General features: G+C 43.6%; 15 protein-coding genes. 5 read left to right on the top strand and 10 right to left on the bottom strand.

The annotated features are described in order from the left end of the window. Nucleotides 1-229: 229 nt before the first annotated feature. The 3 genes from era to ABWT76_RS02290 all read right to left on the bottom strand — a co-directional run bounded on the left by era (nt 230) and on the right by ABWT76_RS02290 (nt 4,543). Nucleotides 230-1,174: a GTPase Era gene (gene era, locus ABWT76_RS02280; protein WP_054468742.1), complete on the bottom strand. Its 945-nt coding sequence runs from the start codon at nt 1,172-1,174 to the stop codon at nt 230-232. Between the two features lie 633 nt (nt 1,175-1,807). After that, nucleotides 1,808-3,142: a J domain-containing protein gene (locus ABWT76_RS02285; protein ID WP_054468740.1), complete on the bottom strand. Its 1,335-nt coding sequence runs from the start codon at nt 3,140-3,142 to the stop codon at nt 1,808-1,810. Between the two features lie 243 nt (nt 3,143-3,385). Continuing rightward, nucleotides 3,386-4,543, bottom strand: a complete 1,158-nt coding sequence (locus tag ABWT76_RS02290; RefSeq protein ID WP_231636885.1) for an alkaline phosphatase — start codon at nt 4,541-4,543, stop codon at nt 3,386-3,388. A gap of 118 nt (nt 4,544-4,661) precedes the next feature. Between ABWT76_RS02290 and ABWT76_RS02295 the strand changes: the two genes are divergently transcribed. After that, nucleotides 4,662-5,066, top strand: a complete 405-nt coding sequence (locus ABWT76_RS02295; protein ID WP_054468738.1) for a PPC domain-containing DNA-binding protein — start codon at nt 4,662-4,664, stop codon at nt 5,064-5,066. Between the two features lie 295 nt (nt 5,067-5,361). On the opposite strand, the gene ABWT76_RS02300 is transcribed toward ABWT76_RS02295, so the two are convergent. The 5 genes from ABWT76_RS02300 to ABWT76_RS02320 all read right to left on the bottom strand — a co-directional run bounded on the left by ABWT76_RS02300 (nt 5,362) and on the right by ABWT76_RS02320 (nt 10,085). Next, a complete protein-coding gene (locus ABWT76_RS02300) occupies nt 5,362-5,784 on the bottom strand; it encodes a hypothetical protein (protein WP_054468755.1) in 423 nt (140 codons plus the stop codon). A 208-nt stretch (nt 5,785-5,992) separates the two neighbouring features. Then, complete coding sequence (gene secF / locus ABWT76_RS02305; protein ID WP_072160870.1) at nt 5,993-7,033, bottom strand: protein translocase subunit SecF; 1,041 nt, start codon at nt 7,031-7,033, stop codon at nt 5,993-5,995. After that, on the bottom strand, nt 7,033-8,463 hold the full coding sequence (gene secD / locus ABWT76_RS02310; RefSeq protein ID WP_054468736.1) for a protein translocase subunit SecD: 1,431 nt from the start codon (nt 8,461-8,463) through the stop codon (nt 7,033-7,035). Before secD ends, secF begins: the two co-directional genes overlap by 1 nt. 27 nt (nt 8,464-8,490) lie before the next feature. Further along, complete coding sequence (locus tag ABWT76_RS02315) at nt 8,491-9,474, bottom strand: alpha-ketoacid dehydrogenase subunit beta (RefSeq protein ID WP_054468734.1); 984 nt, start codon at nt 9,472-9,474, stop codon at nt 8,491-8,493. A 455-nt stretch (nt 9,475-9,929) separates the two neighbouring features. After that, nucleotides 9,930-10,085 carry a hypothetical protein gene (locus ABWT76_RS02320; RefSeq protein ID WP_190879277.1) on the bottom strand — a complete coding sequence of 52 codons (156 nt, stop codon included), beginning with the start codon at nt 10,083-10,085 and terminating at the stop codon, nt 9,930-9,932. A gap of 149 nt (nt 10,086-10,234) precedes the next feature. Here ABWT76_RS02320 and ABWT76_RS02325 point away from each other — a divergent pair, with 149 nt between their 5' ends. Then, nucleotides 10,235-11,029 carry an S-adenosyl-l-methionine hydroxide adenosyltransferase family protein gene (locus ABWT76_RS02325; protein WP_054468732.1) on the top strand — a complete coding sequence of 265 codons (795 nt, stop codon included), beginning with the start codon at nt 10,235-10,237 and terminating at the stop codon, nt 11,027-11,029. 130 nt (nt 11,030-11,159) lie between these two features. Here the strand turns inward: ABWT76_RS02325 and ABWT76_RS02330 are convergent, their stop codons facing one another. Further along, nucleotides 11,160-11,810, bottom strand: a complete 651-nt coding sequence (locus ABWT76_RS02330) for a hypothetical protein (RefSeq protein ID WP_054468730.1) — start codon at nt 11,808-11,810, stop codon at nt 11,160-11,162. Nucleotides 11,811-11,896: 86 nt separating this feature from the next. On the opposite strand from ABWT76_RS02330, the gene ABWT76_RS02335 reads away from it, so the two are divergent. Both ABWT76_RS02335 and ABWT76_RS02340 read left to right on the top strand, forming a co-directional pair. Then, a complete protein-coding gene (locus tag ABWT76_RS02335; protein WP_054468728.1) occupies nt 11,897-12,562 on the top strand; it encodes a DUF2301 domain-containing membrane protein in 666 nt (221 codons plus the stop codon). A gap of 438 nt (nt 12,563-13,000) precedes the next feature. Continuing rightward, a complete protein-coding gene (locus tag ABWT76_RS02340; RefSeq protein ID WP_190879279.1) occupies nt 13,001-13,804 on the top strand; it encodes a glycosyltransferase family 2 protein in 804 nt (267 codons plus the stop codon). A gap of 142 nt (nt 13,805-13,946) precedes the next feature. Here the strand turns inward: ABWT76_RS02340 and ABWT76_RS02345 are convergent, their stop codons facing one another. Further along, complete coding sequence (locus tag ABWT76_RS02345; protein WP_054468724.1) at nt 13,947-14,456, bottom strand: PEP-CTERM sorting domain-containing protein; 510 nt, start codon at nt 14,454-14,456, stop codon at nt 13,947-13,949. A gap of 496 nt (nt 14,457-14,952) precedes the next feature. Here ABWT76_RS02345 and ABWT76_RS02350 point away from each other — a divergent pair, with 496 nt between their 5' ends. Next, nucleotides 14,953-15,219, top strand: coding sequence for a hypothetical protein (locus ABWT76_RS02350; RefSeq protein WP_190879281.1), 267 nt, complete (start codon nt 14,953-14,955; stop codon nt 15,217-15,219). Nucleotides 15,220-15,267: the final 48 nt, after the last annotated feature.

Consider the following 15,267-nt stretch of genomic DNA (forward strand, 5'->3'; position numbering starts at 1 on the left):
TTATCCTCGTAAAAATCTATCGGCTAGTTTACGTTACTTAGAATAAAACGAACTCTGATATTGTCTCGGAAATGTAAGATTTGCTTTGGTTTTTATGCTTTGGTTTTTATCTTTACTGTTATTGGTTATTGGTTACTCGTTATGGGATTGCCATCCTTCAAATAACTAATAACCAATAACTAACAACCAACACCCAACAACTAATAACCAATAACCAATAACATTTTAACTAATCCCGCTCAATTCGATAACCAAAATCTGTCAAAAAATGCCGAGATTGTCGCCACTTTGGTTGGACTTTGACAAACATCTCCAGATAAACTTTGCCATTAATTAATTTTTGCATTTGTTCCCGGGCAGCGATGCCCACTTCTTTGAGCATAGCTCCTTTTCTGCCAATCAGAATTCCTTTTTGGGAATCTCGCTCTACATAAATGGTGGCTAAAACACGAGTAATTTCGGGAGATTCTTCCACTTGGTCAATTCCCACCGCCACCGAATGAGGAATCTCTTCACGAGTGAGATGCAAAATTTGCTCGCGAATTAATTCACCCATAATAAATCGTTCCGGCTGATCTGTCACCAAATCAGGGGGGTAATAATAGGGACCATTGGGCAGCTTTTCTTTAAGCAAGGATAATAAATCATCAAGACCATTACCAGTCACCGCCGAAAACTTCACCATTGCCCATTTATTCAACTTAGCCATTTCTTGATAAGTCCGATCTAACAGGGCAATTTTCTGAGGGTCTTCTGGTTGCTGGTCTTGTTTATTTAATCCGAGGATGACTGGAGTTTTGGTTTGACTGAGAAACTCCGCAATAAAGCGATCGCCTCCTCCACATTCCACGGAAGAATCCACCACAAACAGCACAATATCCACCGACTTAATGGCATTTTGGGCATTTTTTACCAAAACTTTCCCCAACTCATGATGCGGCTTATGAATTCCCGGCGTATCCACAAAAATTATTTGGAATTCTGGGGTGGTTAAAATCCCCCGCAAACGGTTGCGGGTCGTCTGGGCGATCGGAGAAGTAATCGCAATTTTTTGCCCCACAAGATAGTTCATAATCGTTGACTTGCCCACATTAGGTCTGCCAATGATCGCGATAAAACCAGACTTAAAATCAACGGGAGCCGTAGGGATTAGGTTCATCTCATCAGAATACATATCACATATCTTTCCATTTTATTTTTATTTTAAGATAATATACTTATTTATCAAAAAAAATTTCCCACGGACAATCGCCACCCTACAGTAATTCTTGATTTCTGCAAGACTATCGAGGCTATCTCGTTTTTCACTGTTTTCTATGATATCAGAAATTTATGAGATTTTATTCAAAAAAAACCTCCGTAAAAATACGGAAGTTTTAGCCCTAAAAATGGTTAATTATTCCTAAATATTCGGTATAATTACTTATTTTTCATTATACGAAACCAGGTTACTTGATGCAATTTTAAGTACGCCTAGCGGAGAACAGCGGGGTTCTAAATCCTGTTCGGTATCTGGAGTCCCTCTCCCCTATCAGCTTGAACATCAAGTCCGCTAATTCCCTGCCGATCCACAAATCGATTAGCTCCCAAATCCGGTTAACGAATCCCGGATAACGGGCTGGATAAATTTGTGATTTGTGTTCCTGTCATCTATTTCTGAACCGCCCATTACTACGGCCCATCGCTACCGCCCATCACTAATATTTAATCACCAATAATCAATAAACAATAACTGATAAGTAATAATTAACAAGCCATAGGTTGATTTTTCTGTCAATAATCCAGGAAAATCATCGGCAAAATCCGCTTAGGCAATCAACATCAATGGCAGCAAACCGAGAAATAATAGAATCGGTGTAGTAAAAACGGATTTGCTGCTAGACATAAGAGAAATTTCATGGCAGCCAGTATAAAGGGTGAGGATTGTATAGTTGGTGGCAAAGATTCCCAGAATGGCGATCGCCATCCCATTTTGGATTAACCCCCCCCATAACACCCATAAACCCAAGGGCAATAAACTGGCAGTGGAGATAAATAAATCCCCAGAAAAACTGCCATTCCCTTGAAAAATTATCCGCATTAAACCACTAGCCCCGGTTAAACTCAAAACCGGGAAGAAGCCGATAATGATTAAAGTCGATATCGGTAAATTGGTGAACGGGAAAATCTTCTGCCAAACCGTAGCCATGCCCAATACCATGCCCAATACAAAGCATAGATTAAAGATGAGAGCAAAGCCAATCCCCACGGCGATCGCTTGTCGATTTCCCAACTTAATAAACGCCGGAAATAACCCCTCAATGGGATTGAAAGCAAAAGCCCGCCAAGTTTTGAGGATTTGCAAAAGTAACCTGAATGGGGGTGGGGTTTTGTCAATGATGGTTAAAGTTTTTTGCAGATTTTCTAAGGCATTTAAGGTCTGCCGATAGTGAAAGCGATCGCCTTGGGTCAAAAATTCTTTAGCCGCTTGCTTCAAGTTTACTTTTGCCGCTTTCTTTTCGGCAATTTCCTGGTAAACTAAGCCCCGATGATAATAAGCTGCTGCATAATGAGGATTCATCGCGATCGCTTGGTTTAAATCTTCCAACGCTCCGGTAATATTCGCCAATTTAAACCGAGTTAATCCGCGATAATAATAAATTTCGGGTATTTGATCATTGCGGTGTAACGCTTCCGTATAATCAGCGAATGCCTCACGGTGATTGCTCAGTTGGGATTGGGCAAACCCGCGTTGATAATAAGCCTCGACTAATTCTGGATTTAATTTTAAGGCTTCCGTATAATCCGCGATCGCCTCTTGATAATTTAATTTCTGGCTTTTTTTTAAGCCTTGTTGATAAAAATTTACAGCTTGCTTATCTTTTAAATTAACTTCAACGTCTGGTTCAGAGACTTTGCTGGTAAACTCTACTTCGTTTAAGGATGCTTGGGCTAACTCTTGGTCATACTTTTCCCGCTCCAAGGGATTCCTCAAAATATCATAAATTCGGGTAATTTCCTTAAAAAAATCTCCGGTTTCGTCAGAGGGATTTACATCAGGATGATATTGGACAGCCAGCCGCCGATAAGCTTTTTTAATTTCTTCGAGAGTGGCAGTCTTGCTAACTCCCAAAATTTGATAATAATTTTGTTTTTTAAACATATCATATGAGGTTCCGTGATTTCGATCAACAATGAAAAATAGAGATTCAGTGATCCGTTTTTAAGTAATTAAAAACCGGATTTTAACCCTAATTATTTTAAAAAAACTTGCTTTTTTTGGGTAAAAAAACCGGTTTTTCAACTCTACTATTGTGGGCGAATATTGTGGGCGACTATTGCGGGCGAATATTGCGGGCGAATATTGTGGGCGACTATTGCGGGCGACTATTGCGGGCGATCGCTTCTAATCCCCAGTAACATATTGCTGACCCAGCAATAGATAAAAGACATCTGTATTCTCCATAGTGCCAGAAACTTGATCGCTATTAGGACCCCAACCATAAATCCCCACATTCGCTCCTGTGTGATCGTGACTAGACCAAGAAACCTGGGGAAATTGACCTTGACCATTATTTTTTAACACTTTTAACCCGCCAGTTTCGTGGTCAGCGGTGACAATAATCAGCGTATCCGGGTTATTTTCTGCCCATTTGAACACTTCCGCCACCGTCTCGGCGAACTGCAAAGTTTCCATCACATTTCGTTGCAGGTGATTCTCATGCCCCGCATGATCGATCCGTCCCCCTTCGATCATCAGAAATAAACCATCCGGGTCATTATCCAAAATATTCAAGGCGGTTTTGGCCATCTCTCGCAAATGGGGTAAATCACCAACTCCGTCAGACTCATAAGGCAAATGACCTTGGCCAAATTGTCCAGAAACCCGCGTCACCGTTTCCGTGTCTAAAGCCTGCATCTGTTGCCGGTTTATCACCACCGTATAACCCGCAGACTTGGCGGCTTTCGGGGACATCCCCGCACCCCCGCCGCCAAAGAGTACCTCTGGACGGGTGGTATTGAGATATTGTTGGGCGATTTCCGCTTGTTGACTGCGACCTTGTTGATGAGCAGCAAAAGCCGCTGGAGTGGCATGAGTCATTTCCGTAGTCGTGACTAACCCAGCGCTTTTCCCCGCTGCTTGGTATTTTTCTAGCACTGTTTTCAGGGGTTGACCATCCCCAGGAATGGCCATGCTAATCACCCCATTGTTCACTTTTACCCCAGTAGCGATCGCTGTACCGCCCGCTGCCGAATCGGTAATTGAGTTATTTGCCGAGTAAGTCGTCACTTCTCCTTGATGGGGAAATTGCTCAAACGAAAGCTTCCCTGGGGTGCCATGAGCGTACATTCCCGCTGCTTTCACTTGTTCTGGCCCCATGCCATCACCGATCAACAGAATCACGTTTTTTGGTGCCTGCTTGCCTTCATGGGTTGTCCATACTCTGCTCTGTGCTATGGTTGAGCCAGTGGAAGAGGCTGCAACACAAGATGCACAAGCTACGCAGAAGGACGTAAAAAGGGCAACCCGATAACGTCGATCTCTTTGTAAGGATTTCATCATTATTTATTATGATAGGTTATATATGTTCTAGCAAATTTTGGAGACTAAAATCATCTTCTATCATAAACTTTTGTAGAATAGCGTTTAATATTTTCTTAGGGTTGTTGGATTACGTCGTATGAAAGTGTTTGCTTTGCGGTTAAAACCGAATGAAGATTTAAAAAAAAGTTTAACCGATTTTGTGAACAAAACTCATCTGAAATCCGGTTTTATTTTGACAGCAGTGGGAAGTTTTCAGCAGGTGACAATTCGGTTTGCCGGTCATCCTTATGGTCAAGCTTTTAAAAGTCTATTTGAGATTATATCTTTGGTGGGAACTTTGTCACCCAATGGGCTGCATCTTCATCTAGCTGTTGCTGATGCCAGTGGGAAAATTATTGGCGGTCATCTGATGAATGGTTGCATTATTTACACCACTGCTGAAATTATCATTGGCAGCAGTGAAGACTTGAAATTTATCAGAAGTTTCGATCAAGAAACAGGCTACAATGAATTAGAAGTAATTGATAGAAATGGCTTGTAATCTCAATTTTTATACTGTTGACACCGTTTCTCATTAAAACTGCCTAGGGGCGCAAGCATTGCGCCCCTAATAAATATAGCGGGTTTTATTGGATGAAATACTTTTTCTGGATTCCCGCCTGCGCGGGAATGATAGTTTTTTTTACTTCATAACTCTGAAAATTGCTATAATTGTATTAACTTTAATTGGAATAAATATAATTTTACCAATAATTTTAAAAATTGGTATAACGTAAAAAGGAGTTCAATATTTCAAGATTTAATTATTTTATGACTTCAGAAACAATCCCAAATAACTATTTACAAATCCATTTCCACAGGGGATGAGATTCCCCTTGTTGCCGAATGCGTAAAACCTGTTTTTCCAGACGATTTCTTTCAGCGGGAGGCATACCAAACAGGATATTGCGACTTTGCCAAACTAATACCGATGTGGTCATGCCAATGCACAAAAATAATCCCATCGTCGGTAAAGGAGAATAGTACAAACTGAGGGTATAGCGTAAACTTGCCCAGGTAAATTTTGCCAACATTAGCCCAATATCCGATCGCAAAGCCCATAAACTAGGCAGCCCCACAAACAACCAAATCACGCTCACTAAAGCCCAACGTCCATAAACTGTCAGACGATGCAACTTTTCTACCTGGGTGGCAAAGGTTGAGTCTTGGGCGGCTTGTAGATTGGTTGTTTCTAATTCATTTGGATCGGCGGGTGGCATGAGCTTTTTTTGAGAACAAAAGAAGTAGGGGCGGTGGGTTACGGCCTGAGAATACGATTCACTCGCAGTAGCGCGGCGCGATCCGCTTGCGGAGGGTGAGGGAATCGCCACCTTGAGCATCTCTAGGCACCTGGGTTCTGGATTCCCCTTTCTCTCGCTAGGAAGAAAGGGGAGTCAATTCCTCCGAAAATATCGAGTTTTTTTAGACTTAAAAATCAGACTCATTGGAGTCAAGGGACGAGTCGGAGGTTGATAAGCCTTCGGCAGATGCGGTCATGGGTTGATGCGAACGCGCATCCGCGCCGCTTCGCGAACGCGCATCCGCGCCGCTTCGCGAACGCGTCTCGCGCCACCAAGCCAGCATGGTACTGGCAACAAAAATACTAGAATAAGCACCAGCAATAAACCCAATAATCAGTGCCAGGGCAAAATATTTCAGGGTTTCACCCCCAAACCAGAAAATCGCCAACAATGGCAAAGTTGTGGTTAAGCTAGTGTTAATCGATCGCGTCAAAGTTTGATTCACCGCATCGTTGACACTTTTATTGATATCTTGCTGCGGTTTTTCTTTTAAAATTTCCCGGATGCGATCGTAAATCACCACCGTATCATTCACCGAAAAACCGATAATCGTCAACAGCGCCACAATAAATAGACTATCGACTTCGACACCAGCGACTAAGCCCAAAAGCGAGAACCCCCCGACCGTGACCAAAACATCATGGATCAGAGCAACGATCGCAAAAAAGGCATAATCGAACTGAAAGCGAATACTTAGATAGACAATAATCCCAAACAAGGACAATAGGAGGGCCAAAATTCCAGAGGCAAACAGTTGTTTTCCAATGGTCGGGCCAACGGTATCAATCTGAGTTTTCTGGGGATCAAATTTTCCCAAAGCTTGGCTTAAGGCCGCTTCTAACTCGGTGCGTTGATCCACATTCAAATCAGATGTTCTAATCGATATGGCGCGTTTTTGTTCGCCGAGAATTTGAATGCTGCTATTGGCTAATCCTTGAGCATCCATGACTTGTCGCACTGTGCCGAGTTCAATGGGGCGATCGCAAGAACCCGGTTGACGACAGTCGAGTTCTAGCTGCAACCGCGTCCCACCGACAAAATCCAAACTAGGGCGCAAAGGGGCCCCAATTTGTTGCCACGAAATCAGCATTGAAAGCAAACCAATAATGATGGCGGTTCCGGAAATGAACCACCACAAGGTTCGCCGTTTAATCACATTTAATTTCATCACTGCATCTCGGCTTCATATTTTGTTACAGAGGACAAGTTCGGGCAGAACAATTCTGGTTTGCGTAATTCATTAAAGGTAATGGCCGTAAACATCAGGGTACGACTGCAAGTAATGGCCGTAAACATACTCACCGCCACCCCGATCGCGAGAGTCAACGCAAAACCTTTCACCAAACCTGCCCCTAACCAAAATAGTGCCCCGCAGGCAATCAGGGTGGTCACATTGCTATCCAAAATACTAGAAAAAGCGCGGTAGAATCCAGACTCTACCGAACGATACAAGCTTTTACCGGCTCGCAATTCTTCTCTAGTCCGCTCAAAAATCAGCACATTCGCATCCACCGCCATGCCAATACTGAGGATAAATCCCGCAATTCCCGGTAAGGTCAGGGTGACTTCGAGTAAAGCAAAACTGGCCAAAGTCAGCAGGGCATAAATCATCAAAGCGATATCGGCAATTAACCCAGGCAGGCGATAATAAACCACCATAAAAACCAAGACCAACAACAAGCCAACCACACCAGCATAAATACTGCTTTGGATACTATCTCGACCCAGGGTTGCGCCCACGGTCCGGTTTTCGACAATTTCCACCGGCACGGGTAAAGCCCCACCGCGCAACTGCACCGCTAGGTCATTGGCCGTTTCCACGGTAAAATTACCGCTAATTTCCGCTGCCCCCCCGGAAATCCCGGTTTCTGCGTATTGGGCATCAACCACGGGGGCACTCAGGAGGCGATCGTCTAGGAAAATGCCCAGGCGCCTACCTGTTCCCGCGATATTTTTGGTCAGTTCCGCAAACAGCTTGCCACCTTCCGCATCAAACCGAATGCCAACACCCCAACTACCCGACTGATTCGTTGGTTGTGGATCGGCATTTTTCAGGTTTTTCCCGGTTAGACCTGTGCGTTGAAACAGTTGATCGATTAACTCATCAACCTGTGCTTGCTTTTCTTTAACTTTTGCTTCTAAGAGTTGCTTTTCCTCCTCCGAAGCACTCTGACTCGCTACAACCTGGTCTAGCAATAATTGCTGTAACTCTTGCTGTCTGACCTCAAGTTGAGCGTTGACTTCAGGATTGCGAGTTTCCTCACGAAAGTCTAGCTGGGCAGTACCACCGAGTACCCGTTCCGCTTGGGCGGGATCGCTGACTCCAGGCAACTGCACCAAGATTTGATCCGTGCCGATAGTTTGCACGAGGGGTTCGGAAACACCCAAAGCATCTACCCGGTTTCTCACGACACTGAGAACCGCTTCGGTTTCTCTGACGGTAATTTCGGGGATATCTTCGGAAGGTCGCAACTGGATAGTTAGCTGGGCACCCCCTTGGAGATCCAATCCCAACCGGATGGGATCTTGTACCAGCACCGTCACAGCAGCGATGACCAGAACCAAAATTAACAGTAATAAAGAACGCTGCTTTTGCATAGTTTTACCTGCATTGTTTTACCTGGATTAAACCTGCAAACCAACCATTTTTCTAACAGCTTCAACAATTTGCGGGGGTTGCACGATGGTCAGTCTTTCCAGAGTGCCATTATAAGGAGTCGGCACGTCCACAGAGGACAACCGCACCACTGGGGCATCTAACTCATCAAAAAAGTGATCGTTAATGGATGCAATTAATTCGGCGGCAATGCCTCCAGTTTTCATGCACTCTTCCACAATAATCACCCGATGGGTTTTGCGGATCGAGTTGCCAATGGTTTCCATGTCCAAAGGCTTCAAAGAAATTAGATCGATAACTTCTGGTTGTATTCCTTCTTTAATCAGCGTTGGCACCGCTTGCATGACATGATGACGCATCCGAGAGTAGGTCAAAATTGTCACATCAGCCCCTTTATGAACCATTTCTGCTTTATCCAGAGGTAGCAGATATTCTTCCGTTGGCAGCTTTTCTTTTAGGTTGTAAAGCAGCACGTGCTCAAAGAATAGGACGGGGTTATCATCACGGATGGCACTTTTCAGTAACCCTTTGCCATTGTAAGGGGTCGAACAAGCCACAATTTTTAGACCGGGCACCGCTTGGAAATACGCCTCAAGACGCTGGGAATGTTCTGCCCCCAACTGTCTGCCGACTCCACCTGGGCCACGAATCACCATCGGAATTTTATAGTTTCCACCGGAAGTGTAGCGTAACATCCCCGCGTTGTTGGCAATTTGGTTAAATGCCAGCAGTAAAAAGCCCATGTTCATGCCTTCTACTATGGGACGCAACCCTGTGAGGGCGGATCCTACTGCCATCCCTGTAAAACTATTTTCCGCGATCGGCGTGTCCAGCACTCGCAGATCGCCATATTTTTTGTAGAGGTCTTTCGTCACTTTGTAGGAGCCACCGTAGTGACCCACATCTTCACCGAGAACATACACTGAGGGGTCACGAGCCATTTCTTCATCAATAGCTTCCCGAAGTGCGTTAAAAAAGAGCGTTTCTGCCATTGTCAAAGCTTATATGGGTCAAACAACAATATTACCCTGAGATAATTCAGATTTGGGAAGGAAGTAGAAATTATTTTTGTTTTATTTGTTATTTGTTATTTGTTGTTTGTTATTTGTTGGGTAGGGATTCTTTGGTTGTTGGTTGTTGGGTAGGGATTCTTTGGTTGTTGATTGTTGGTTGTTGGTTGTTTGTTGTTCTCCTCTGCTCCTCTGCTCCCCCGCTCCCCGGTCGGTGAGCGAAGCCTGTCCTGATCGCAGCCGAAGGGCCGAACCGCCGCTCCCTACACCCCACACCCTACACTCCAAATAACTAGGGGATTGACTTGACGCCAATCCCCTTGTAAAGCGATTATGTGAAAATTCTGATTAGTCAAATTTCACTTATGTGAAAGGAACTTCAACTATTTTTAATAAGATACTAAATAGCTGTTATCTTTTAGCTGTTAGATTACAGCTTAGTTGAAGTAGCTGGCCTCGGCTTCCAGTAGACGAATTAATTGTTGATCGCCTTTGCTCCGGGCAATTTCTAGCCGGTGCTGTAAGTTTTTTTGGATGTTCTCACGATGCACGGCGGCGGTTTGTTTGACAATTTTGTGACGTTCTTTGTTCATGGTGGACTTTTTTTTTACTAAATTTCAAGTATGGCTTACATTTCTCTAACATAGCATGATTCTGCGGAAAGTGTAGCAAAATTTACTAAAATTTAAATAAATCTGAAAATGGGCAATGCCAAATCTCTTTTGAGCAACCAATTGCTAATATGCAATATTTATCTTTAATCACCCTTTTAACGGATTTTGGTCAGAGTGATGTTTATGTTGGGGTGATGAAGGGGGCGATCGCCAACATTAATCCCCACATTCAGGTGATTGACCTAACTCACGATATCCCTCCGCAAGATGTGGCAGCGGGTCGGTTTTGTCTGATGAGTGCTTATCCTTATTTTCCCAAAGGGACTGTCCATGTGGCGGTGGTGGATCCAGGGGTGGGCAGTCGGCGACGAGCGATCGCCCTTCAATTAGATCGCGGCTTTCTGGTTGGGCCAGATAACGGGTTATTCAGTGGGCTGAGTATTTCGACGGTTTTAGCGGCGGTGGAATTGACTAACCCAGAATATTGGCGCACCCCTGAACCGAGTGCAACGTTTCACGGTCGAGATATTTTTGCCCCAGTGGGCGCTCATTTAGCCTCTGGGGTGCCGATCGCCCACCTGGGAAAAACTATCGATCCAGCCACTCTCGTGCAATTAGCGATCGCCCCTTATACTCACACCCCCGAAGAAATTATCGGCTGTATTCAATATTGCGATCGCTTTGGCAACCTAGTCACAAATATTCCCGGTGAGTTAATCCCAGGAAAAAATTGGACTGTTTCTATCAATGATGTCACCATGAAATCCGGTAATACCTATAGTGATGTTCCCCCTGGAAGTGCGATCGCCTTAGTGGGCAGTCATGGCTGGGTGGAAATTGCCGTAAATGGTGGCAGTGCGGCCATCAAACTTAACTTAAAAGTCGGCGCAACCGTGAAAATAATTTATAGTTATTTAAATTAAGATTAATACAATAGACAAGAATGCTTTCCCAAGCTAAAAAGCCGATGGCGGATCCACCGCCATCGGTTGGTGGGATCGATCCTTATGAAAGCCAGAATTGTCTAATAATCAAATAATCAAAAACAAATAACTAATCCTGGTAATTTTCAAACCAAGTCACATAAGTATCAATTAACTCATAATTAGCGGTGATAGGTTCAGCCTCTTCTAGCTGGCATAAAGGCAGAGTAAAAACTTTTTTATCGCTTAATCGTTCCACTTCTGCCATAATTCCTTGAGATTCAGAAACTTCTTTAACTAGATCGATGAGTTGAAAACGATCCATATAGGAAGCATTAATTTTGCGCTGTTTTTCATGTTGTTTGGGGGTGCCAGGGCCAAAAATATAATATTCTTCCCACTCAAATTCTTGATTTCCGGTCAGAATACAAGGGGTTTGAATTGATTTATTTAAATAAGCTAAATATTTTTGTAGATTTAACCAATTTACTTTAATTTTTTGAGAAGATAAAATAGAAATTATCTTCGGTTCTAATTCGGCAAAATCTACATCTTCATATTCATAGTCGTCGTAGTCTTCTCCATCCCAAGTTTCGTCTTCCTCTATAACCATTCTAAAATCTTCAAGTTTCTGGAGAAAATTCTGTAGTTGATGTTCGATCATCTCAGGCGAAATTCTCTCGGAAATTCGACTGCCAAAGAGTCCCTCATCAAGTTTAATTAAACAAGGAAGGTCTGGTTGAGAGAGACTTTTTTTATCCGGTTGATTAGATTTGGACATCGATCATTCCTCGGTGCTGACTGTGATAAGACATAAGTGGGATCTGCTTTTCAGGATCCTCGTAGTTCTAGAGATGAGATAAAACGATGACGAACCATAACAAGTTCCTGGCTGAACCTGAAATTTACCAAGGACAGTTTGGTGAATTTACGATTACACCAGGCGATCGCCTGGGGGTGAAAATCTACCGCAGTGGCTTGATGGTGGCAGCAGTTTGTTTTGCCATTAGTACCACATTGGTGGTATGGCCTTACACCACAGAGGGCTTTACGAATCTACTGACCCCTCTTTATGCTTGCTTTTGCCTAGGTTTAGGGGTGAGTTTGGTGATGATCCATATCTACCTTGCCATCCTACACCGTCTGTTGCAAGTATTTTGGTTGATCGGTGCCGGGACAGCGGTGTGGATCTGTTTAACCAGTAGTGACCCCTTGGCGATCGCAGTTTACAACGATCCGATCGCATTATTCGGCATTGGACCGACCTTTGCCGCGTTGACCGGGATCTATTTTAAAGAAGCCTTTTGTTTTAATCGCCTAGAAACCAAAATACTAACCCCTTTAGTCCCAGTGTTAATCTTAGGACATTTGCTTGGTTGGCTATCACCCTACTCAGAAAAACTCATGGTGGTAATTTGGGCGATCCTCTTTCTGGTTTTTGCCATCCGCAAATTGTTTCAAAACATTCCTGATGATATTGGGGATAAAAGTGTGTTTGCTTATTTGAAAAATAAGCCTTCGGTGCAAGCTTAAGGGTTGCCAGAGTCCCATCAAAAATCGAAATCGTTTCCACATCACCCGGACGGGACGGACTCATAACCTGTACATCCACTAGGGGCAACGGATGAATTGCCCCTAGATTTATGGTTAAATTTGACTCGGAAGAGAAACCCGGTTTCTGAGGCCATGAAGATCACCAAAGAAACCGGGTTTTTGCCCTTGCGATCGCGCTAATGAGAGGCTATTTTATTTTCGGATAACTGGAGAAACCGGGTTTCTGGTGAGTATCCCACCGTTAACCTTGATATTAGACAATTCTGGCAAAATTATAAAAAGCTGATGGCGGTGGATCCTCATATATCCGCAACGCGTTGCGCGAAGGGTTGGGGAGATCGACTTCGGCATGAAAGCCAGAATTGTCTAATAAACAAATATAAAATAAAAATTGTTATTGACTAAATCGAGAATTTCATGTCACTTTTGCCGCAAAAAATATCCTTGCTATGTCCCACCAGGCAAAGACCCAGCCAAGCCCTACGCTTAATTTTAACGGTATTAGAAACAGCCCAAATTCCCCAAAGAGTCGAAGTTTTGTTTTACCTAGATGCGGATGACCCCACCAGAGAAGACTATGTAAAACAATTTCAGAATCAAGCTTTGGCTTTAAAAACATTAAGCCGTTGTTTATTTGTAGTTGGCGATCCGATTGGGATTTCTAAGGGTTGGAATGAATTAGCCCAACAGTCTCAAGGAGATTTATTAATTATGGCGGCGGACGATCAAATTTATAATACCCCTGGCTGGGATACTCGCTTGGACCAAGAAGTACAAAAATATCGCGATCGCATTTTTTGTATGTGGTTTAACGAGGGACATTGGGGGGCCAAACTTTGTACATTTCCCATTGTCAGCCGTCAATGGTATTCAACCCTCGGCTACTTTACCACGGGAATGTTTGAATGTTTATATGATGACTTATGGATTACAGATTTAGCCAAACGAGTCAATCGCCTGCATTACATCCCCGATATTTTAACGGAACATTTCCACTGGAGTTATGGCAAATCCGCAATAGATCCCACCTATCAACGCAAACAAGTAGACCCCCAAGGACAATTAAAACCGGCGGTTAAACGGGACATGGACTTATTTTTAAGAACCGGACATTATCGGGAAGCGGATGCCCGAAAATTAGCCGCCGTCATGGAAGGGAAAGTGGAACTTAATGATGGTTTAGCATTAATACAAAAACCCAGTATTTTGCCGGGGATTTAGTCACTGGATCAACCGGAATAAACCAACACAAAAAGAAACGACACCTGAAAAATCAGATGTCGTTTCTGTTAATTCTGTTGATTTATTGTAGGGGCGTAATGTTTACGCCCTAGCCTTATCTTAAAGGATTCATCCATTAGAATTACTGGGCAGATTTCTTGGCGTTACGCTTCTTCTGGAAGTAACCACCAAATCCCAGGGCTAAACCAGAACCCAACAAGGTCAGAGGTTCAGGAACTTCTTTTTGGTACACACTCAGGTGAGACAGTCCGGGTTGCTGTCCGCCTTTGTTCAGCAGACCCAGGGTAGACCAATTAATTGTGGAAATGTCATCGGTTTCAAACAGGAGATAACCATCGGCAGCCTTGACAGAGAAAGCACCTGCACCACTCAACCCAGTTAACCATGTACCAGTTAGGCTACCCTCACCACCTGAAGAGAAGGTGCCAAGCCCTTCATCGGATTTGCCCGCGAGAGTCCAAGCGGGACCAAGGATAGAATCCAGGTTCGTGATACCTGTACCTTGAGCACCTGTATCGTTGCCGTCGTAAGTACCAATCAAAGTAGCAGCAGAAGCACCGAGAGCGGACATGGACAGGATACCAGCGGTTAATACAGAGGTGCCGATCGCCGTTGCAAATAAGTTTTTCATAGTTCTTGCTCTCCAATTTAACTTGTTTTTCTTTGCGTTTCTGAGGAAACGTTTCTACTAATCCGTTCCCCGGTGAAATAAGTCCTGGTTTTTATACTTAGAAGCTCAATATCTATCTCAGGCTTCTACAGAATTTGAAGAGAGAATGGAACTATGATGTGTAGTCAATTGCATTCGGCTCATCAAGGAATAGATTCTCTCTTCCTATCGCTCCTCTATAATACCGTAGTTTTGCGGATATAGTATAAAGTTTTGATGAAGAATTCCTAGAATTTACTTAAAGATTCTGTAAAGCTACTCCCTAACCAGGGGGAGCGGGGATGCGGAGGAAGAGAGGGTGTAGGGTGTAGGGTGTAGGGTGTAGGGGCAAGAGAGGGTGTAGGGTTTAGGGTGTAGGGTTTAGGGTGTAGGGAATAGTGAGTAGTGAATAGTGAATAGTGAATAGTGGTATTTCATTTGTACGGGCGTCCTTGCGAAGCATAATCCGTCAGGCCTTATGGCCATTCGCCCGTACGACTTTTACTTGTACGGGCGAATGGCCATTCGCCCGTACGACTTTCCCCAACCAACAACAACCAACCAACAATCAACAACCAACAATCAACAATCAACAACCAACCAACAACAACCAACCAACCAACAATCAACAATCAACAATCAACAACCAACAACAAACAACAAACAACAAACAACAACCAACCAACAATCAACAACCAACAATCAACAATCAACAATCAACAACCAAATAAAAAGCCACACCTGAATCATCAGATGTGGCTTTATGAATTTGTTTAAGAACGTAGTGTTATCT

Source organism: Planktothricoides raciborskii GIHE-MW2, assembly GCF_040564635.1.
GTDB lineage: Bacteria > Cyanobacteriota > Cyanobacteriia > Cyanobacteriales > Laspinemataceae > Planktothricoides > Planktothricoides raciborskii.

Coding starts and splice junctions, on each gene's coding strand:
- era (WP_054468742.1), bottom strand. CDS start 1,174: ATGTATTCTGATGAGATGAACCTAATCCCTACGGCTCCCGTTGATTTT.
- ABWT76_RS02285 (WP_054468740.1), bottom strand. CDS start 3,142: ATGTTTAAAAAACAAAATTATTATCAAATTTTGGGAGTTAGCAAGACT.
- ABWT76_RS02290 (WP_231636885.1), bottom strand. CDS start 4,543: ATGATGAAATCCTTACAAAGAGATCGACGTTATCGGGTTGCCCTTTTT.
- ABWT76_RS02295 (WP_054468738.1), top strand. CDS start 4,662: ATGAAAGTGTTTGCTTTGCGGTTAAAACCGAATGAAGATTTAAAAAAA.
- ABWT76_RS02300 (WP_054468755.1), bottom strand. CDS start 5,784: ATGCCACCCGCCGATCCAAATGAATTAGAAACAACCAATCTACAAGCC.
- secF (WP_072160870.1), bottom strand. CDS start 7,033: ATGAAATTAAATGTGATTAAACGGCGAACCTTGTGGTGGTTCATTTCC.
- secD (WP_054468736.1), bottom strand. CDS start 8,463: ATGCAAAAGCAGCGTTCTTTATTACTGTTAATTTTGGTTCTGGTCATC.
- ABWT76_RS02315 (WP_054468734.1), bottom strand. CDS start 9,474: ATGGCAGAAACGCTCTTTTTTAACGCACTTCGGGAAGCTATTGATGAA.
- ABWT76_RS02320 (WP_190879277.1), bottom strand. CDS start 10,085: ATGAACAAAGAACGTCACAAAATTGTCAAACAAACCGCCGCCGTGCAT.
- ABWT76_RS02325 (WP_054468732.1), top strand. CDS start 10,235: ATGCAATATTTATCTTTAATCACCCTTTTAACGGATTTTGGTCAGAGT.
- ABWT76_RS02330 (WP_054468730.1), bottom strand. CDS start 11,810: ATGTCCAAATCTAATCAACCGGATAAAAAAAGTCTCTCTCAACCAGAC.
- ABWT76_RS02335 (WP_054468728.1), top strand. CDS start 11,897: ATGACGAACCATAACAAGTTCCTGGCTGAACCTGAAATTTACCAAGGA.
- ABWT76_RS02340 (WP_190879279.1), top strand. CDS start 13,001: ATGTCACTTTTGCCGCAAAAAATATCCTTGCTATGTCCCACCAGGCAA.
- ABWT76_RS02345 (WP_054468724.1), bottom strand. CDS start 14,456: ATGAAAAACTTATTTGCAACGGCGATCGGCACCTCTGTATTAACCGCT.
- ABWT76_RS02350 (WP_190879281.1), top strand. CDS start 14,953: ATGGCCATTCGCCCGTACGACTTTTACTTGTACGGGCGAATGGCCATT.